Here is a 19,666-nt window from a genome sequence, read left to right as displayed (position 1 = left end):
GTCCGCTCCCCTGCGCCGACGGACCCAGCCCCCGGACCGGACTCAGTGCCCGCCCAACTCGATTCCGAACAGGGTGTGCAGCGCCTTCACGTAGTCCTCGCCGGAACCATCCTTGGCCAGTTCCTTGGCGCGGACCGTCGGGGTGTGCAGCAGTGCGTTGGTGACGCGCAGCATCGCCCGCTCCATGTCGTCTGCGACATCACTGGAGTACTTGCGCCGCAAGCGTTTCACTTCGCTGTCGACGGCGGCGTAGACGTGGCTGCGCAACGCGACGACGGCGGGGTCGAGGGTACGTTCGGTGAGCTCGTCATCGAACCGGGCGGCGGCCGCCAGCACGATCTCCTGGGCTGTGCGGAGCTCCGTCCCGTGGGCAGGGCCGGCCGCATCCGCCACCGAGTGCAGGTCGATCACCCGCACCGTCTTCAGGTCCCGCACGACTGCGGATACGTCCCGCTGCAGGGCCAGATCGACGACAGGGACGACGTCGGTACGACCGGCCAGCGTCTCGACGACTCTGGGGTGGACCAGGCTGCCGGTGGAGGCGCTGGTCCCCGAGGCAGCCACCACGAGATCGACCGTTGCCAGGGCCGCGACGAGTTCGTCGGTGTCCAGCGGCCGCGCCCGATGGGTCCGGGCGAACGCCTCGGCCCGCCCGCTGGGCGAGAACACCGAGAGTTCGACGCAGCCCTGCTCCTGCAGTGCGGTCGCGACCACCCTGGCCAGTGCTCCGGTCCCGACGATCAGGGCCGATCGGCCCGCCAGCCCCTCGGGCCCGGCGTCCTGCGCGGCGATCTGCAGCGCGACGGACGCGACGGACCGCCCTTCGGCACCGAGTGAGGTGTTGGTGGCGACGGCCTTGGCTGTTCTCGCGGCAGACCGGAACAGACTGTGCAGCGCCGGGCTGACCGTCCCTGCCCGGTCCGCCTCGCGATAGGCGCGCGAGACCTGGCCGGAGATCTCCGCCTCGCCGACGACCATGGCGTCGAGACCGGCGGCCACCCCGAAGAGATGCGCCCCCACCGGGCTGCCGACCCGGACCCGGAGCGTCGACTCGGCGAGGTCCGCCGGCCATCCGGTGGCCTCGGCGAGCAGGTCGGTCACCAGCTCGACGGCATCGTGGAACCGGACGGCGTCGAGGTAGATCTCGAGCCGGTTGCACGTCGACAGGACCACGACACCCTGTACGACCGGTTCGGGGCCGCGCACAGCACCGGCGAGTCCGGCACGCAACTGCGCCGCGGAGTCGCTGAACATCTCCAGCTGAGCCAGGTCCACCTCGTGGTGACCGGCGCCGAGAACCATGAGCACCCGCGAATTCTACCGCTTGTCGAAGGTCGGCCTCGCGCGGTGGCACGATGGGTCGGTGAGCACTTCGGCAGTCCGACCCCTGATCGGCGACCCGGTACCGGCCGCCCCGTCCGCAGGTGTCCCTGCCGCCCCCGGACTCCCCGCCGACCACCCCCTGATGGACGGTCGAACCGCCGGGTCGTCCCTGGTCAGGGCCTTCCGGGGGGAGCGAACCCGTGAGCGGGCCGTGTGGTTCATGCGGCAGGCAGGCAGGTCCCTTCCCGAATACCGCTCGCTGCGGGCCGGTACGGCCATGCTCGACGCCTGTCTGGACCCGGAGATGGCGTCCGAGATCACACTGCAGCCGGTCCGTCGACACGGTGTCGACGCCGCCGTGTTCTTCTCCGACATCGTCGTCCCGCTGAAACTGGCAGGCATCGACGTCGAGATCGTCCCGGGCACCGGCCCGGTGGTGGCCGAGCCGCTGCGCAGCCGCGCCCAGATCGAGGCGCTGCCGACGCTGGATCCCGCGGCACTGACCCCGATCAGCGAGGCCGTCGCCCGGTGCGTCGCCGTGCTGGGATCCACGCCGCTCGTCGGGTTTGCCGGAGCTCCGTTCACCGTCGCGTCGTACCTGGTGGAGGGCGGTCCGAGCAAGGAGCACCTGATCACCAAGGCGATGATGCTGGGCGACCCGGAGACGTGGACGCTGCTCACCGACTGGGTGGCCTCGGTGACCGGGGCATTCCTCCGGGCGCAGGCGATCGCCGGGGCCTCCGCACTGCAGCTGTTCGACTCCTGGGCCGGGCATCTGTCGGAGCAGCAGTACCGCGCCGGCGCGCAGGGCCCGTCGGCGCAGGTCCTCGATCTGGTGTCCGACCTCCCGCAGCCGAAGGTGCACTTCGGGGTCGGCACCTCGGAGTTGCTGATCGCGATGCGCGAGGCCGGGGCCGACGTCATCGGAGTCGACCACCGGCTCCCGCTGGACGAGGCCTCGCGCAGGCTCGGCGGCAGCACTCCGCTGCAGGGCAACATCGATCCGGCGGCGCTGTTCACCGATCCCGACACCCGTGCCCGGCACGTCCGCCAGGTGCTGGATGCCGGAGCATCCGCGCCGGGGCACGTCGTCAACCTCGGTCACGGCGTTCCACCGTCGACCGACCCCGAGGTGCTGACCCGGCTGGTCGAGCTGGTGCATTCGCTGCCGGATCCGGCAGCGTGACGGTCGTCGCCACCCGCCCTGTGGTGATCGGCGGTGGGATCGCCGGTCTGGTGGCCGCCTGGGAACTCGCCATGGCCGGCCGCCGCCCCCTGTTGCTGGAGCGGTCGCAGGCGGTCGGGGGTCCGGTCGCCCGACACATCCTCGCCGGGATCGAACTCGACGCCGGCGCCGAGTCCTTCGCCACCGGCCGTCCGGCCGTCACCGACCTGCTGGTCGACCTGGGGATGGCGGACGCCATCGTGCCACCGGCCCCGATGGCCGCCTGGGTCCGTCACGAGGGCGGGAGCGCCGCGCTGCCGGCCGGCGCGTTGTTGGGCATCCCCGCCGACCCGCTCGCCGACGATGTGGTCGCCGCGATCGGTGTCGAGGCCGCAGCGCAGGCAGCAGCCCTGGATGCCCGCCCGGTCGGTGCGCTGCCGGATTCTCTGGGCGCCCTGGTGGAGGCTCGGATGGGTCGTCAGGTGCTGCGGCGACTCGTCGATCCGGTGGTGGGTGGGGTGCACGCCGCGGATCCGTGGCTGCTCGAGATCGATGCCGTGGCACCGGGTCTGAGCAGTGCCGTCACCACCACCGGCTCGCTCGCCGCTGCCGTCCGGACGTTGCGGGGTGCTGCGGCCCCCGGCTCGGCGGTGGCCGGGATCGACGGCGGGATGGCGGAGCTGCCGCGAGTGCTGGCGGAACGGATCATCCGTCACGGTGGTGAGATCCGTTGCAACGCGCACGTTCTCGGCGTCCGGACCACACCGTCCGGCCAGCGGGTGGTGCTGGCCGACACCGACGGGCAACGCTCGCTGGACGCCGATCTGGTCGTGATCGCCTGCGCTGCGGCAGATCTGCTGGATCCGGACGTGCTCGGCCCGGCAGTCCCGACGATCTCCATGACCACCCCGGTGACCCTGGTGACGTTGGTGCTGGACGATCCGCGGCTGGACGCGGCACCGCGCGGTACGGGAGTCCTGGTCTCCCGACGGGTGACGCAGATCAGCGCCAAGGCCCTCACCCATGCCAGCGTGAAATGGCCGTGGTTGGCCGACCGGCTGCCCAGTGGACGGCACGTCCTGCGGCTGTCCTACGGCCGGGGCGGCAGCATCGCCACTCCCGACCCCGCGACGGTGCTCGCCGATGCCTCCGCGCTGTTGGACATCGACCTGCGGCCGCAGGACCTGATCGATTCTGCCGTCGTCCGGTGGCCGTCGGCGCTTCCCCAGGCCCGCCCCGGTCACCTCGCCGAGGTACGGGCGCTGCGTGCGGCGCTCCCGCCGGGGCTGGTGCTGATCGGCGGGGCGGTGGCCGGCAACGGGTTGTCCTCCATCGTCGCCGACGCCCGGACCCAGTTGAGGGCACCGTGCGCTCCGAGCTGAATCCCCAGGTCGTGACCCGCGACGCGATCGACACGCGACGACACTGCCGACAGGGTGTCGGTGCAACGAACGACACAGGCCCGCAGTCACGCAGGAGTCCCGACATGGGTGAGGATGGAAACATGAGCAGTGAGCAGTCGGTACCCCAGCACGATCACCCGCACCACGACATCGCCGCCGGCACGGATGAACCAACCGGCGCCGGAACTGCTACGGGCGATTCGATCACCTACACCCTGTACTCGGTCTATTCGCGCGCCGAACAGCCCGGGGCGAACGCGGCAGACTGCACCGCCGAGTTGGACGAGCTGATCGGTCAGCTGACCGATCAGGGTGTCGTCATCCGCGGGTTCTACGACGTCTCCGGCCTGCGCACCGATGCCGACCTGATGATCTGGTGGCACGCACCGTCGGCCGAGGTGCTCCAGGCGGCTGCGCGACGGTTCCGGCGGACCGCCCTCGGCCGGGCGCTCGAAGGCACCTGGTCCGCCATGGGCGTGCACCGCACCGCCGAGTTCAACAGGTCGCACATCCCGGCCTTCCTGGCCGGCCTGCCCGCCCAGCGGTGGTTGAGCGTCTACCCCTTCGTCCGCAGCTACGAGTGGTACCTGCTGCCCGACGCGGAGCGTCGCGACCTGCTCCGCGAGCACGGAATGCTCGGACGGGAGTACGACCAGGTGCTCGCCAACACCACCGCAGCGTTCTCGCTGGGCGACTACGAATGGTTGTTGGCACTCGAGTCTGCCGACCTGCACGACATCGTCGACCTGATGCGGCATCTGCGAAGCTCCGAGACGCGGCGGCACGTCCGCGAAGAGGTCCCGTTCTTCACCGGCCGCCGGATCGAGATCGACGAGATCCACGAGGTGCTGTTGTGACCGCCTCCCCATCCGCCGCCACCGCCCCGGAGCCCGGGTACGACGCCATCCTGCTCGCCGGGTTCGGCGGACCAGAAGGCCAGGACGACGTGCTGCCGTTCCTGCGCAACGTCACCCGCGGTCGCGGCATCCCTGATGAGCGGCTCGAGGAGGTGGCCACCCACTACCGGGCGATGGGCGGCATCTCACCGATCAACGACCAGAACCGGGTGCTGCTCGACGCGCTGCGCGCTGAACTGGCCGACCGATCCATTGCGCTGCCGGTCTTCTGGGGCAACCGCAATTGGGATCCGTACCTGGCCGACGCGGTGACCGAGGCGAAGCAGCAGGGACGGGTCCGGCTGCTGGCGATCGCGACCTCCGCCTATTCCTCGTACTCCTCGTGTCGGCAGTACCGGGAGAACTTCGCCCAGGCCCTCATCGACACCGACTCCGTCGGCACAGTCACCATCGACAAGATCCAGCCCTACTTCGACCAGCCGGGATTCCTGGACCCCTTCGTCGACGCCACCGCGAAAGCGGTGCGGCAGGCCATCGACGCCGGGTTCACCCCCGACGAGATCGAGGTGGTGTTCAGCACCCACTCGATCCCCGATCCGATGGCCGACACCTCCGGTTCCGCGACACTGGGCGATCACCGGCGCGGTGGCGCCTACGTCACCCAGCACCTGGCCGCCGGGCAGTACGTGATCGACCGGGTCGTGGCGGATTCCGCCTTCCTGCAGGGCATCCGCTGGCAGCTCGCCTACCAGTCACGGTCGGGCGCTCCGTCGGCACCGTGGCTGGAGCCCGACATCAACGACGTCCTGAAGGGCCTCGCAGCGGATGGTCGACGAGCCATCGTCTGCGTTCCCATCGGGTTCGTCTCCGACCACATGGAGGTGATCTGGGATCTCGACACCGAGGCCGCCCAGACCGCCGCGAATCTGGATCTGGCGTTCTGGCGGATTCCGACACCGGGTGTCGATCCACGTTTCGTCACCGGACTGATCGACCTGGTCGCCGAGCGCCTGGGGCGCGGGCTGCCCCGGGAGTCGGTGCTGTCGGTACCGACCCGACCCAACTTCTGCGCTCCGGGATGCTGCGTGAACGCCCGTGGCGTGCGACCCACCACCGGCGCCCAGGACTCCGCCGACGACTGGGCCGCGGCTCGCGAGAGCGCCTCGACGGCCACCGTAGGTGGCCCGAGATCGTGACGCCCCGCGTGCTGCGGGTCGGTACCAGGGGGAGCGCGCTCGCCCTGGCGCAGTCGAACGCGGTGGCGACCGCCGTTGCAGCGGCAGCACAGTGTGAGTACACCCTGGTGCCCATCCGCACCGAGGGTGACGTGAACCGTGCCCCGCTGGCGACGATCGGCGGAACCGGGGTCTTCGTGGCCGCGGTCCGCGACGCGCTCGTCGCCGACCGGGTCGACCTCGTCGTGCACTCCTTCAAGGATCTGCCGGTTGATCCCGCGCCAGGTCTGCGTCTGGGCGCCGTCCCACGGCGCGAGAACACCTCGGACGCCCTGTGCTCCCACGGGATCGAGCTGGATCAGCTGCGCGTCGGTGCCCGGGTGGGTACCGGTTCGCCGCGTCGGGCAGGGCAGCTGCTCCGACTGCGGCCGGACATCTCTGTGGTGCCGATCCGCGGCAACGTCGACACCCGCCTGGCGCGGGTCGCGCCGGATGATCTGGATGCCGTCCTGCTGGCGACCGCCGGGCTCAGGCGTCTGGGCAAGGAAGCGTCGATCACCCAGCAGCTGACCGCGCCGCAGTTCCTGCCGGCTCCCGCCCAGGGGGCCCTGTCGGTGGAGTGCCGGGCAGACGTCGACGACGCGCTGGCCTCCGCGCTCGGCACGCTGGACGATCCGGCCGCCCGCCGGACTGCGCTGGCCGAACGGGCGGTGCTGCGCGAGCTGGAAGCGGGCTGCTCCGCGCCGGTCTCCGCGCTGGGCCTGCTCGACCCCGAGACCGGAATTCTCACCCTCGTCGCGCGGATCACCACCCCTGACGGCACCGGCGAGATCACCGTGCAGGCAACAGGTCCGGCGGATGACGACCGCACCGCCGAGGCGATCGGGACCGCTGCCGCACGCGACCTGCTGGTCCGCGGTGCGGGCCGGCTGGTCGACGGACTGGGCTCGAGCGCCGGGAGCAGTCGGTGATCAGCAGGGAGGAAGGGCTGCGTGCGATGCGGGAGCGTCGCGAGCAAGCGCGGGCAGCGCGCGGGCCCGGAGTCCTGGCCGGCTGGCGCATCCTGCTCGGCCGGCCGCATGGCCGCGCCAAGGCGTTGATCTCGCTGCTCGATGAGATGGGCGCGACCGCGCAGGCGATCCAGTTCATCGAGGTCGGTCCGGTGGACGACTCCGCCGAGATGGATTCGTTGGTGCTGGCGCTGTCGGAGGGCAACGCCGAGTGGGTGGTGTTCAGCTCGGTGAACGCGGTCGACGCAGTGATCTCGCGAGCCCGGCGCCTGCGCCTTTCGCAACCGGTGTCGGCGTCGGTCAAGGTCGCCGCCGTCGGCCCGGTCACCGCAGATCACCTGCGGTCGAAGAAGATCCCGGTGGATCTGATGCCGCCCAGCGGCGGCTCGGCCCGCGAACTCGTCGACATCTTCCCGACGGCCGGTGGACGTCAACTGGTGCTTGTGCCCCGCTCGGCCCTGGCCGATGATGTGCTGCCGAACGGTCTGCGTGCCAAGGGGTACGACGTGGAGACCGCCGATGCCTACCTCACCACCCCGCGGCTGATTCCCCCGTCGATCACCGATGACCTCAGGGCCGGCAACTACGAGGCGGTGCTGGTGACGTCCACCAGCGCGGTCCCGGTGATCGCCGCCGCGGAGCCGGCTCCCAGCACCCTGATGATCGCGATCGGACGGTCGACGGCGACCGCTCTCGTCGACGCCGGCTTCCAGAAGATCATCGTCACCCCCTCCCCGAACGATCTCGGCGTGATCAACGCGCTGGTCATCCATGTGCAGCCCCCCACGGACGAGTCCGGTCCGACACGGGTGGAGTGGCTGCCCGAAGAACGTGAGGAACCATGACCGAACACACCACGGGACCTGTCGTCACCGCGGGCGCGCTGCGTCCCCGACGGCTGCGCCGGACGCCGGCGCTGCGGCGTCTGGTGGCCGAGAACCGCGTCACCGCAAGTGATCTCGTACTTCCGCTGTTCGTGAAGGAGAGTCTGGACGCCCCGTCGCCGCTCACCTCGATGCCGGGGGTCGACCAGCACACCCTGGACTCCGTGCGGCGGGCTGCGGCAGCGGCGGTCGAAGCCGGCGTCGGTGGGCTGATGCTGTTCGGCATCCCCGCCGTCCGCGATGCGAGGGGTTCCGCCGCCGACGATCCGGACGGCATCCTCAACCGGACGCTGGCCGTGCTGCGCGCCGATCTCGGCGCCGGCACCGTGCTGATGGCCGATCTGTGCCTCGACGAGTTCACCGACCACGGTCATTGCGGTGTGCTCACCACCGACGGCACCGTCGACAACGACGCGACGCTGCTGCGGTATCAGCAGATGGCGCTCGCCCAGGCGGCCGCCGGCGCCGACCTGCTCGGCACCTCCGGGATGATGGACGGCCAGGTCGGCGCCGTCCGCGCGGCGCTGGACGATTCCGGCGACGTCGACACCGGCATCTTCGCCTATGCGGCCAAGTACGCCTCCAGCTTCTACGGTCCGTTCCGCGAGGCCGTCGACTCAGCGCTGCAGGGCGATCGCCGGACGTACCAACAGAATCCGGCCAACCGCACGGAGGCGATGCGCGAGATAGCGCTCGACATCGCGGAGGGCGCCGACCTGATCATGGTCAAGCCGGCGATGAGCTACCTGGACATCGTCGCCGATGCGGCCGCCGTCGCGGACGTCCCGGTCGCCGCCTACCAGGTGTCCGGCGAGTACTCGATGATCGAGGCCGCCGGCGCGCACGGCTGGATCGACCGTGACCGGGCGATCGTCGAGACGGTGACCTCGATCAAACGGGCCGGCGCGCAGATCATCCTGACCTACTGGGCCACCGAGCTGGCCACCCGACTGCTGCCTGGAACGAGCCACTGATGTCCCTACCCAGCACGCCCCGCAGACCGATGACCACGTCCGCTTCGGCGGCGCTCTTCGAGCGCGCCTCCGTGGTGACCCCGGGCGGCGTCAACTCCCCCGTCCGCGCATTCCGTTCGGTCGGCGGCACTCCCCGCTTCATGTCATCCGGCTCCGGCGCCAGGATCGTCGACGCCGACGGCAACTCCTATGTCGACCTGGTCGGCTCGTGGGGACCGATGATCCTGGGTCATGGGCACCCCGATGTGATTGCGGCCGTACACGAGGCCGCCGATCGCGGGCTGTCCTTCGGTACCCCCGGCGCCGGCGAAGTGGCACTGGCCGAGGAGATCGTGGCCAGGATCGACCCCGTCGAGCAGCTGCGCCTGGTGTCGTCCGGGACCGAGGCGACCATGTCGGCCATCAGGCTGGCCCGCGGTTTCACCGGCCGCGACAAGATCGTCAAGTTCGCCGGGTGCTACCACGGCCACGTCGATGCGCTGCTGGCCTCGGCCGGCTCGGGAGTGGCCACCTTTGCGCTCCCTGATTCGGCAGGGGTGACGGCGGCGACCACCGCCGAGGTGATCGTGTTGCCCTACAACGACATCGCGGCGGTGCGTAGCGCGTTCGCGGAGAACCCCGGCCGGATCGCGGCGATCATCACCGAGGCCGCTGCCGCCAACATGGGTGTCGTCCCTCCGCTGCCGGGCTTCAACCGGGCGCTCGCGGAGATCGCCCACTCAGGCGGTGCGTTGCTGATCACCGACGAGGTGATGACCGGATTCCGTGCCTCCCGCACCGGCATGTTCGGTCTCGACGGCGCGGTCGAAGGATGGCAGCCCGACCTGATGACGTTCGGCAAGGTGATCGGCGGCGGCCTGCCGGTCGGCGCGTTCGGCGGTCGCGCCGACGTCATGGCGCTGCTGGCACCTGATGGCCCGGTCTACCAAGCAGGCACCTTGTCCGGGAATCCGGTCGCCACCGCCGCTGGTCTCGCCACCCTGCGCGGGTGCACCGAGACGGTCTATGCGCGGCTCGATGAGACGGCTCGCACCGTCAGCGATCTGGCCTCGGCCGCCCTGTCGAGAGCCGGGGTGCCGCACCGGGTCCAGCGGGCCGGCACCCTCTTCTCGATATTCTTCACCGAGGTCGAGGTGACCGACTACGACCTGGCGCGAACCCAGGACACGGCCGCCTTTGCGGCCTTCTTCCACGCGATGCTCGATGCCGGGGTCTACCTGCCGCCGTCGGCGTACGAGGCATGGTTCGTCTCGGCGGCGCACGATGTCGCCGCGCTCGAGGTCATCGAGGCGGCCCTTCCGGCGGCGGCGCGTGCGGCGGCTGCCGCTGCTGGCTGAACCGGTCACCTCCGGCTCGGTTCTCGGGCCGCGAGCGATCCCCTGCGCACCGCCGACAGCGTGCCGGCATCCAGCAGCACGGCGATGTCGCCATCCTGGTCGGTGCGCAGCACGCTGCCGGTACCCACTTCGGTGAGAGCCGCCAACAGGCTCGGCGCCGGGTGGCCGTAGTCGTTGTCGCGTCCGACCCCGATCATCGCGACCTGCGGAGAGACCGCGGCGAGGAACTGCGGCAGGTCCTTCGCCGAACCGTGGTGCGGGACCTTGAGCACATCGACGTCCAGATCGACTCCGGCCGCCAGCAACGCCCGCTGCGCTTCCGGTTCGATGTCACCGGTGGCCAGCATGCTCACACCGTTGCGCTGCGCCCTGAACACCAGTGAGTCGTTGTTCTCGTCGGACGTGGTCCCCGCGAAACCACCGCTGGGTCCGAGCGCCGTCAGCTCGAGATCGCCTGCGCTGAAACGGTTCCCGGGTCCCGCCGCGATCACCGGGATGCCCCGCCGCGCCGCCACCGCGAGCAGTGCGCTCCACGCGGGTTCGGTGCGATCGGGGCCGACGAGGATGGTGCCGACCGACCGATCGTCCAGCACGCCGGCGATCCCGCCCACATGATCGGCATGCAGGTGGGTGATGATCAGCAGGATGACGGTGCCGATCCGCAGGTCACGCAGACAGCCGGCGACCGGGGCCGGTTCGGGCCCGGCGTCGAACACCACGGCGGTGTCGGCGACATCGGTGGACATCACGAAAGCATCGCCCTGGCCGACCTCGCAGCCGACCATCAGCCAGCCGGGTGGCGGCCATCCCAGCGGCGGCAGCACCTGCACCGGGACCAGCACGACCCCAGCGCCGCAGCCGGCAGCGAAGATGATCGCCCGCGGCCCGGGGAACCGCAACACCAGTCCGACGGCCAGCGTCCCGCCGGCGAGCGCCACGGCCCACAGCACCCCCGGTGGCCACCCGAGAGTTGCCTGCGGAAGCGCCGCCCACCCGTGGGCGAGCCCGGCGATCCCGGACAGGAACGGTGCGGCCGCATCAGCGCAGACCTCTGCGCCCGCCGGCCACCACGGCCCGCAGAGGGCCGACAGCAGGCCGAACACCAGTGCGGGAGCGACCAGCGGCGCAGCCATCAGGTTTGCCGGGATCGACACGACCGAGATCGCGCCGGACAGCAGCACGATGATCGGCGCAGTGACGATCGACGCCGCGACCGGGACAGCCACCAGCACCGCCCAGCCACGGGACCAGCCGCGCGCCACCAACGCCGCCGTCCACGGCGGCACCAACAGCACCAGCCCGGCGGTGGCCACCACCGACAGGCCGAAGCCGGCCGAGACGGCCAGCGCGGGATCGGCGATCAGCAGCACCACCACGGCGCTCGCCAGCGCCGGGATCGCCGACCGGGTTCGCCCGACGAGCATCGCGACGATGGTCACAGCCCCCATCACCGCGGCCCGGAGGACCGACGGCTGCGGTCCGACCAGCACCACCAGACCGAGCAGTACGGTGGCCGCGCAGCCGGCGGCGATGCGTGGACCGAGGCGTCTGGTCAGCAGCACCACGAAGCCGCAAACCAGAGCGAAGTGGGACCCGGACACCGCGAGCAGGTGGGTCAGTCCGGCCGCTTTCGCATCCGCCGTCAGCCGGTCGTCGATCGCCGCGGTGTCCCCCACCACCAGGCCGGGCAGCAGCGCGCCGGCATCCCCACCGAGGCGTTCCCCCTGCGCCCGCAGCCCGGCACGGAGGCGGGCAGCGGCGACGTCCACCGCAGGCGCTGGAGCCAGCTGTACGGGTGCGCTGCGCAACCGGATCGACACGCCGGGGACCGCCGGGAAGGCGTCGACGGCCAGGGTCCCGGCCACCCGGACCAGGCTGCCGGGAACGAGCTCAGCGACGGCGGGTCCGACTCCGATCATCGACACCTGGGCCGCTGAGGCCACGACCGTGCCGTCGAGGGTGAGCTGCTGCGCCGCTGTGCGCACCCGATACTGTTGCGGCGCAGTCACTGTCCCGTCCTCCGCGGCGAACCCCGGCAACGCCACCGGAGCTGCCGCGATCTCGACCTGCAGCACCGCGTACCGGTGCTGCTCAGCAGCTCGGAACGCCGGATCCTGCTGCGCCAGCTGGACGGCCGACGATCCGATCGCGATCCCGGCCGCCAATGCCACGCCGAGCACCGCCCAGCCCCGCCAGCGGCGCACGACCGCCAGGCCGAGCACAGCACTGGCCGAACCGACGACGACCAGCGCAGCCCCAGCACCACCCGATGCCGGGAGCAACAGCGTCGCCGCAGTGCCGATCCACAGCCCCAGCGCGAGCGGCACCACCCGCAGGTCCTGCACCGGGGGTGGGTCGTCCTCCACCCACCGCCGCCGCCGCCGGGCCGGCGTGCCGGTCGGCGCTGTCGGAGCCGGCGCCGAAGCCGGAGCAGGAACAGCAGCGGCAGGCACCGAAGCCGCCGACGGGTTCATCCGACGACCACGAGTGGGGCCAGCTGGGCGTAGCGGGCCGGTCCGATCCCGGTGATCTCCTGCAGCTGGTCGACGGAGGTGAACGGCCCGTTCGCATCCCGCCAGGCGATGATGTTGCCGGCCATCACCGGACCCACCCCCGGAAGTTCCTGCAGCGCAGCGTCGTCGGCGCTGTTGAGGTCCAGCGGTCCGCTCACTCCCGCAGCGGTCGAACCGGCCGGCGGCCCCGCTCCACCGACGCTTCCCGATCCCGGCGGCGTACCCGCGGTGCCGACCACGACGGAGTCGCCGTCGGCGAGCACCGTCGCCACGTTGAGGCCGGTGATGTCGGCCTCCGCGGTGATCCCACCCGCCGCGGCGATCGCATCGGCGACCCGGCTACCGGCGCGCACCCTGACCAGGCCCGGGTGCTGCACCGCTCCGGTGACCGAGACGGCCAGCACGGCCGGCACGGCCGGCACGGCCGACATGGCCTCTCCCTTCGCGGACGCGGACGCGGGCGAACCAGCGGACGGACCGGGCGACCCGGTTGGCCCGCCATCCCCGGAGCGCGGTCCTGACCTCGGCACGTCGATACGTGACGGACCGCCCGACGTGTGGTCTCCATCCGCCGCCGGCTGCGAGATCGATTGCACCGGACGGGGTTCCGGTCGGTCGCGCCACACCCCGACGGCCGCTGCGACCGCAGCCAGCGCGGCCACCAGACCCAGGACCAGGGCAGCTCGTCGCCCCGGATCGACGCGGGCGTCCCGCAGGGACACCGGGACCCAGGTTTCGACGAACCGTCCGCCGCGGCCGAACCGCCGCCACCACGACGGCCGACGATGCTCGACGCGGTGCTCGCGCTGCTCCCCCGGATCATCGACGAGTTCGTCCGGGTCGTCAGGAAGGTCGTCCGGGTCGTCAGGAAGTTCGTCCGAGGCGTCACGTGGGTCGTCCGCGCGGCGGTCGGGGCGGCGGTCGGCGCGGTCGGGCGCATCCGGGATCCAGCCACGCGCGGCGAGCCGAGGTTCCGGAGTCATGCAGCCACGCTAGGAAGTCGCACCCCAGCCCGGCCCCGGGCGATCGACGCCTGTGGACAGCTCCGGAGTCTGTGGACAACCGGCCGCGCCCTCGCCGCCGACCAGGCCTCAGACGCCTGCGACCTCGTCGTCGGCAGCGGGCATGACGATCGCGCTCAGGCCGGCGTTGTAGGACCGCAGCCGCCAGTGCCGCTCCTGCAGCTCCAACTCCACCCAGTGGCAGTTGGAGACACCGGTCAGGGCGTGCCAGTGCGCACGCGGAAGGTCCAGCAGCAGCGCGGTCAGGCCGACGATCAGTCCGCCGTGGCTGACCAGCAGCGCCGACTCGGGGCCGTCCGGCGAGGTGATGAGTTCGTCGACCACCTCACGGGCCCGGTCGGCCACCTCTGCCCTGGTCTCACCGTCCGGTGGGGCGACGTCGGCGATCGAGGACCGCCAGTGATCCCAGGCGTCCGGCCAGCCGTCGTCGACGTCGGCGCGGGTCAGCCCCTCCCACTGACCCATCGACGTCTCGCGGAGCCGGACGTCGGGCGTCGGTTCGGTTCCGAGCAACCCGGCCACCGGCGCAGCGGTCTGCCGGGCGCGCTGCAGGTCCGAGACCATCATCAGATCCGGGTCGAACCCGGCCACCGACGGGGCCGCGGCCTGCGCCTGCGCCAGCCCGCGCTCGTTCAGCGGGATGTCGCGGTGCCCCTGCAGTCGCATCTCGGCGTTCCAGTCGGTCTCGCCGTGCCGCAGCAGGACGAGGCGGTGCAGGCTCACGCCTCGTCGGGCCGATCGGCGTTCTCGGCCGGGACGTCCTCGTTCGCACCCGGCGCCGCGGCACGCAGCTCGGCGCTGCGGTCGGAGTCCTGGTCGTCGAAGGGGATGGACGGGCAGTCCTTCCAGAGCCGGTCGAGGCCGTAGAAGACCCGCTCCTCGGCGTGCTGGACGTGCACCACGATCTCGACGAAGTCGATCAGCACCCACCGTCCGTCGCGCTCGCCCTCGCGGCGCACCGGCTTGTGGCCGGCAGCTCTCAGCTTGTCCTCGACGGCGTCGACGATCGCACTGATCTGCCGTTCGTTGGAGCCGGTCGCCAGCACGAAACAGTCGGTGATGGCGAGCTTGTCGGACACATCGACGATGGCGATGTCGGTGGCGAGCTTGTCGGAGGCCGCGGTCGCGGCGGTCCTGGCAAGTTCGATGGCGAGGTCGGTGGCAGTCACTGCACTCCCTGTACTGGGGTTGACCGCACGTCGGGGCGCGCGGTCGATGGGTGGTGGTCGGAGACCGGCGTGCTGAGATACAGCCGGTGTTTGTTGATGTACTGGACGACACCGTCCGGGACGAGGTACCAGACCGGTTTGCCCTCGCTCACCCGGTCACGGCAGGCGGAGGACGAGATGGTCATCGCGGGCACCTCCACCAGCGTGACGGCACCCTCGGGGAGGTTGCCGTCCTCCAGCACGTACCCGGGACGGGTGACACCGACCAGGTGCGCCAGCGACAGGATCTCCTCGACATCCTTCCAGCTCATGATCCTGGAGAGGGCATCGGCGCCGGTGATGAAGAACAGCTGGGCCTCGGGATCGGCGGCGTGCAGATCTGTGAGGGTGTCGCGGGTGTAGGTCGCACCGGGCCGGTCGATGTCGACCCTGGACACCGTGAAGCGGGGGTTCGCGGCGGTCGCGATCACCGCCATCAGGTAGCGGTGCTCGGCCGACAGCACGTCGTCGTCGGCCTTCTGCCACGGGCGACCCGTCGGCACGAACACCACCTCGTCGAGGTCGAACAGGTCGGACACCTCGGAGGCTGCCACCAGGTGACCGTGGTGGATGGGGTCGAAGGTGCCGCCCATCACCCCGACCCGGCGGCGTCTCGTCGGATCGATCATGACGTCCCCCTGATCTGGCCGCTGCCCTCGACGATGTACTTGGTGCTCGTCAGCTCGGCGAGCCCCATCGGCCCGCGGGCATGCAGCTTCTGGGTGGAGATACCGATCTCGGCGCCGAAGCCGAACTCGCCGCCGTCGGTGAACGCGGTGGAGGCGTTGACCACGACCGCCGCGGAATCCACCTCGGCGGTGAAACGCGTTGCTGCCGCGATGTTCTCGGTGACGATCGCATCGGTGTGGCCGGTGGAGTGTGCGGCGATGTGCGCGAGCGCACCGTCCAGCGAATCGACGACGGCCACCGCGATGTCCAGTGACAGAAATTCTCCGTCGAAGTCCTCGCGGGCTGCCGGAACCGTCCGTGCGTCGGTCGGGAGCAGCTGCAGCGCAAGGGGATCGGCGTGCACCGTCACCCCCGCAGCGTGCAGCGCATCGACCACGGCCGGCAGCAGGTCGCCGATCCGGTCGCGATGGATCAGCACGGTCTCCGCGGCGTTGCAGACCGACGGCCGACGTGCCTTGCTGTTGACGACGATCGGCAGCGCCTTCGCCGCGTCGGCAGCGGTGTCGAGGTACACGTGACAGTTGCCGGTCCCGGTCTCGATCACCGGGACCGTCGCGCCGATGACCACCGATTCGATCAGACCCGCTCCGCCGCGCGGGATGATCACGTCGACCAGGCCACGCGCCGTGATCAGGTGGGTCACCGAGCTGCGGTCGGTGCCGGGCACCAGCTGGACGAAGTCTGCCGGCAACCCGGCAGCGGTCCCTGCCTCGTGCAAAATCTCCACCAGGACGACGTTCGACGCATGGGCGGACGCGGATCCGCGCAGCAGCACCGCATTCCCGCTCATCACGGCGATCCCGGTGGCATCGACGGTGACGTTCGGACGCGCCTCGTAGATCATCGCGACCACGCCGAGCGGTACCCGGATCTGGGTGAGCCGCACACCGTTCGGCAACACCGAGCCGCGCACCACCTGACCGATCGGATCCGGCAGATCAGCGACTGCGACCAGGGCATCGGCGATCGCGGTCACCCGCTGCGGCGTGAGCCGGAGCCGATCGAGCAGCGACTCGCTCATCCCGGCTGCGGCGCCGGCCTCCAGATCCTGGGCGTTCGCGGCGAGCACCTCCGGCGAGCGGGCCAGCAGCGCGGCGGCCATCTGCCGCAACGCATCCGACTTCTGCGCCGCCGTCAACCGGGCCAGCGCACGGGCGGCGGGACGGGACAGCGCGGCACAGGCCAGCACGTCCTGGGCCGTGACCACGCCGGACTCCGTCACCACGCTCATTGCATTTCCTCCTGCGTCGCGCCGCCGGCGCCGGCGGAGACCGCCACCAGGTCGTCAGCATGGACCACCGGCCGTCGGTGGTCCTCGGCCAGCTCACGCAACTGCCGTCCCAGCATCGCGGGTAGTTCAGCAGCGTCGTAGGAGACGAACCCGCGGGCGACCACCCGGCCGTGCGGGTCGGTCAGATCAACGACGTCACCGGATTCGAATTCGCCACTGGCCGCGGTGATCCCGGCCGGCAGCAACGACTTCCGGCGGCCGATGACAGCTGCGACGGCGCCCGCGTCGAGGGCGATGCTGCCCTGGGCGAGCGCCGCGTACCTGAGCCACAGCAGTCGGGTGCCGGTACGACGTCCGGAGGTGGCGAACGCGGTCCCCACGGACGGGGGCGCACCACCGCGCAGAGCGCGCGCGGCGTCGGCCGCACCGGCCAGCAGCACGGGGATGCCGGCGTGGGTCGCCGTCATCGCGGCGCCCAGCTTGGAGCTCATCCCGCCGGTGCCGACCCCGCTGCGGGAGTCGACCAGATCGACCCCGGTGAGGTCGACGGGTGCGTCCACCTGGCGGATCACAGCGGACGACGGGTCTGCGGGGTCGCCGGTGTACAGCGCGTCGACGTCGGACAACAGGATCAGCGCGTCGGCGCGGACGAGGTGGGCGACCAGCGCGGCCAACCGATCGTTGTCGCCGAACTTGATCTCGGCGGTGGCGACCGTGTCGTTCTCGTTGACCACCGGCACGACGCCGTAGGTCAACAGCTTGTCGAAGGTCCGCTGCGCGTTGCGGTAGTGGGAGCGCCGAACGACGTCGTCGCTGGTCAACAGCACCTGCCCGACGGTCAACGCATGACGCCGGAACGAGTCCGCATAGTGGGCCGCCAACTGCTGCTGGCCCACCGAGGCTGCAGCCTGCTGGGTGGCCAGGTCGCGCGGCCTACAGGAGAGCCCCAGCGGGGCCAGACCGGCGGCGATGGCGCCGGAGGAGACCAGCACCACCTGGGTGCCGGATGCGGTCCGGCCGGCCACCGCGTCGACCAGGGCATCGAGCCTGGCCGGATCGAGCCCACCGGCGGCAGTGGTCAACGACGAGGATCCGACCTTGACGACGAGCCGGCGTGCGGCGCCCACCGCCGTCCGGGCATCGGAATGCGCAGCGACGTGCCCGGTGGCTGCGGGGGCGGTGTCAGCCGCGATCATCCGACCTGCCCGCAGCAACTCCCCCGACATGCGACCCGGTACCCGGGGTCCCGGCAGCGTCGTCGATCTCGGCGTCGAGCTCCTCGTCGTCGTCGACCCCGATGTCGAGGTCGATTCCGCGGGTCCACGACTTTTCGCCGGCGCGCACCGCGCGATCGGCGGCCCGCAGGTCTGCCATCCGCGACTCGGAGATGTACTCGGTGGCCAGATCGGACCACTCGAGCTCCTCGACCGGGAGACCACGGCGTAGGCGGTGCAGCACCTTGCGTTCCGCGGCGCCCACCCGATGGTTGGGGACCACCCGTTCGTCGAGGCCGCGACCGGACAGCGGGACGACCGCCGTGGCGGCCATCGGTTCGAAGTCGAAGGTGATGCCCGCGACGGTGACCGGACAGCCCGCCTGCGCGCCCTGGCGCGCCAGCTCGTCCTCGATGCCGATCTTGGCGAGGCGGTCGGCGAGGAAGCCGATGGCTTCCTCGTTGTTGAAGTCGGTCTGGCGGATCCACCGCTCGGGACGCACGCCGGTGACGATGAATCCACCGGGGGTGGCCGGGTCCGGAGCAACGACGAACTGTTCCTCGTTGACGGCCTTCGGGCGCACGACCACTCGTGCGGTCGGCTGGATGACGCGGTACGCGCGGTCCTCGGCGACGACCTCGGCGAGCGCGTACCGCAGCTCCTTGAGTCCCTCGTGAGTGGCGGTGGAGATCAGGAAGACGCGATGTCCGGCCGCCTCGAGATCGGCCCGGACGAACTCCGCCAGCTCGCGGGCCTCCGGGACGTCGATCTTGTTGAGCACGACGACCCTGGGCTTGTCGGCGAACTCGGTGGGCAGCGACGGGATGTATTGCGACAGTTCGGATTCCAGCGCCGCAATGTCGGAGGCGGGATCGCGGTCGGCTTCAAAGGTGGCGCAGTCGACGACGTGCGCGAGCACCGAGCAGCGCTCGATGTGTCGGAGGAACTCCAGGCCGAGGCCCTTGCCCTGACTCGCACCCGGAATCAGGCCGGGCACGTCCGCGATGGTGTAAGTGCTGCCGCCGGCCTCGACGACGCCGAGGTTCGGCTCCAGGGTGGTGAACGGGTAGTCGGCGATCTTGGGTCGGGCCTTGGAGAGCACCGAGACCAGGGACGACTTGCCGGCGCTGGGGAAGCCCAGCAGCCCGACGTCGGCCATGGACTTGAGTTCGAGGGTGACGTCGGCGATCTCGCCGGGCTCACCGAGCAGCGCGAAGCCGGGTGCCTTGCGGGACTTGGACGACAGCGCGGCGTTGCCGAGGCCGCCGCGACCACCCTGGGCAGCGATGTAGCGGGTTCCGATGCCGGTGAGGTCGGCCAACATCCTGCCGGTGGCGTCCAGCACGACGGTCCCTTCGGGGACCTTCATCACGAGGTCGTCGCCGTAGGCGCCGTCCTTGTTGTCGCCCTGGCCGAACTTGCCGCTGCCGGCCTTCGCATGCGGGCGGAAGTGGAAGTCCAGCAGCGTGTGCACTCCGGCGTCGACGACCAGTACGACGTCGCCGCCGTTGCCGCCGTTGCCGCCGTCCGGACCGCCCAGCGGCTTGAACTTCTCACGGTGCACCGATGCGCAACCCTTGCCACCGTCACCGGCCTGCAGGTGCAGTACAGCTCGGTCGACGAAGCGGGCCATCAGGTGCCTTTCAAGGGAAACGCCAAG

General features: G+C 71.0%; 17 protein-coding genes. 8 read left to right on the top strand and 9 right to left on the bottom strand.

Annotated elements, in window-relative coordinates; translation table 11 throughout:
- Window positions 1–42: 42 nt before the first annotated feature.
- Window positions 43–1,302 carry a glutamyl-tRNA reductase gene (locus ABLG96_RS07465; protein WP_353651420.1) on the bottom strand — a complete coding sequence of 420 codons (1,260 nt, stop codon included), beginning with the start codon at window positions 1,300–1,302 and terminating at the stop codon, window positions 43–45.
- Window positions 1,303–1,465: 163 nt separating this feature from the next.
- Here ABLG96_RS07465 and hemE point away from each other — a divergent pair, with 163 nt between their 5' ends.
- From hemE to hemL, 8 genes are all read left to right on the top strand, one after another.
- Window positions 1,466–2,509 (top strand): uroporphyrinogen decarboxylase, encoded by a 1,044-nt coding sequence (hemE, locus tag ABLG96_RS07460; protein WP_353651419.1) that lies wholly within the window; start codon window positions 1,466–1,468, stop codon window positions 2,507–2,509.
- The gene (locus ABLG96_RS07455) at window positions 2,506–3,870 is read left to right on the top strand and encodes an FAD-dependent oxidoreductase (RefSeq protein ID WP_353650736.1); all 1,365 of its coding nucleotides are present in this window, start codon (window positions 2,506–2,508) and stop codon (window positions 3,868–3,870) included. The genes hemE and ABLG96_RS07455 overlap by 4 nt, the downstream gene beginning before the upstream one ends.
- Before the next feature lie 122 nt (window positions 3,871–3,992).
- Window positions 3,993–4,748, top strand: a complete 756-nt coding sequence (gene hemQ / locus ABLG96_RS07450) for a hydrogen peroxide-dependent heme synthase (RefSeq protein ID WP_353650735.1) — start codon at window positions 3,993–3,995, stop codon at window positions 4,746–4,748.
- Window positions 4,745–5,944: a ferrochelatase gene (locus tag ABLG96_RS07445; RefSeq protein ID WP_353650734.1), complete on the top strand. Its 1,200-nt coding sequence runs from the start codon at window positions 4,745–4,747 to the stop codon at window positions 5,942–5,944. Before hemQ ends, ABLG96_RS07445 begins: the two co-directional genes overlap by 4 nt.
- On the top strand, window positions 5,941–6,894 hold the full coding sequence (hemC, locus tag ABLG96_RS07440; protein ID WP_353650733.1) for a hydroxymethylbilane synthase: 954 nt from the start codon (window positions 5,941–5,943) through the stop codon (window positions 6,892–6,894). The genes ABLG96_RS07445 and hemC overlap by 4 nt, the downstream gene beginning before the upstream one ends.
- A complete protein-coding gene (locus ABLG96_RS07435) occupies window positions 6,891–7,778 on the top strand; it encodes a uroporphyrinogen-III synthase (protein ID WP_353650732.1) in 888 nt (295 codons plus the stop codon). The genes hemC and ABLG96_RS07435 overlap by 4 nt, the downstream gene beginning before the upstream one ends.
- Window positions 7,775–8,791 (top strand): porphobilinogen synthase, encoded by a 1,017-nt coding sequence (gene hemB / locus ABLG96_RS07430; protein ID WP_353650731.1) that lies wholly within the window; start codon window positions 7,775–7,777, stop codon window positions 8,789–8,791. Before ABLG96_RS07435 ends, hemB begins: the two co-directional genes overlap by 4 nt.
- 29 nt (window positions 8,792–8,820) lie before the next feature.
- Window positions 8,821–10,128, top strand: a complete 1,308-nt coding sequence (hemL, locus tag ABLG96_RS07425) for a glutamate-1-semialdehyde 2,1-aminomutase (RefSeq protein WP_353650730.1) — start codon at window positions 8,821–8,823, stop codon at window positions 10,126–10,128.
- 5 nt (window positions 10,129–10,133) lie between these two features.
- Here the strand turns inward: hemL and ABLG96_RS07420 are convergent, their stop codons facing one another.
- The 8 genes from ABLG96_RS07420 to obgE all read right to left on the bottom strand — a co-directional run bounded on the left by ABLG96_RS07420 (window position 10,134) and on the right by obgE (window position 19,642).
- The gene (locus ABLG96_RS07420) at window positions 10,134–12,602 is read right to left on the bottom strand and encodes a ComEC/Rec2 family competence protein (protein ID WP_353650729.1); all 2,469 of its coding nucleotides are present in this window, start codon (window positions 12,600–12,602) and stop codon (window positions 10,134–10,136) included.
- The gene (locus tag ABLG96_RS07415) at window positions 12,599–13,624 is read right to left on the bottom strand and encodes a helix-hairpin-helix domain-containing protein (RefSeq protein WP_353650728.1); all 1,026 of its coding nucleotides are present in this window, start codon (window positions 13,622–13,624) and stop codon (window positions 12,599–12,601) included. Before ABLG96_RS07415 ends, ABLG96_RS07420 begins: the two co-directional genes overlap by 4 nt.
- 108 nt (window positions 13,625–13,732) lie before the next feature.
- Window positions 13,733–14,386 (bottom strand): histidine phosphatase family protein, encoded by a 654-nt coding sequence (locus tag ABLG96_RS07410; protein ID WP_353650727.1) that lies wholly within the window; start codon window positions 14,384–14,386, stop codon window positions 13,733–13,735.
- Window positions 14,383–14,832 (bottom strand): ribosome silencing factor, encoded by a 450-nt coding sequence (gene rsfS / locus ABLG96_RS07405; protein WP_353650726.1) that lies wholly within the window; start codon window positions 14,830–14,832, stop codon window positions 14,383–14,385. The genes ABLG96_RS07410 and rsfS overlap by 4 nt, the downstream gene beginning before the upstream one ends.
- A complete protein-coding gene (gene nadD, locus ABLG96_RS07400; RefSeq protein ID WP_353650725.1) occupies window positions 14,829–15,500 on the bottom strand; it encodes a nicotinate-nucleotide adenylyltransferase in 672 nt (223 codons plus the stop codon). Before nadD ends, rsfS begins: the two co-directional genes overlap by 4 nt.
- Window positions 15,497–16,792 (bottom strand): glutamate-5-semialdehyde dehydrogenase, encoded by a 1,296-nt coding sequence (locus ABLG96_RS07395; RefSeq protein WP_353650724.1) that lies wholly within the window; start codon window positions 16,790–16,792, stop codon window positions 15,497–15,499. The genes nadD and ABLG96_RS07395 overlap by 4 nt, the downstream gene beginning before the upstream one ends.
- Window positions 16,789–17,988, bottom strand: a complete 1,200-nt coding sequence (proB, locus tag ABLG96_RS07390; protein ID WP_353650723.1) for a glutamate 5-kinase — start codon at window positions 17,986–17,988, stop codon at window positions 16,789–16,791. Before proB ends, ABLG96_RS07395 begins: the two co-directional genes overlap by 4 nt.
- On the bottom strand, window positions 17,975–19,642 hold the full coding sequence (obgE, locus tag ABLG96_RS07385; RefSeq protein WP_353651418.1) for a GTPase ObgE: 1,668 nt from the start codon (window positions 19,640–19,642) through the stop codon (window positions 17,975–17,977). The genes proB and obgE overlap by 14 nt, the downstream gene beginning before the upstream one ends.
- Window positions 19,643–19,666: the final 24 nt, after the last annotated feature.

The sequence above is a fragment of the Nakamurella sp. A5-74 genome, from assembly GCF_040438885.1.
Classification (GTDB): domain Bacteria; phylum Actinomycetota; class Actinomycetes; order Mycobacteriales; family Nakamurellaceae; genus Nakamurella.
This window is presented reverse-complemented; position numbering and strand designations above follow the sequence as displayed.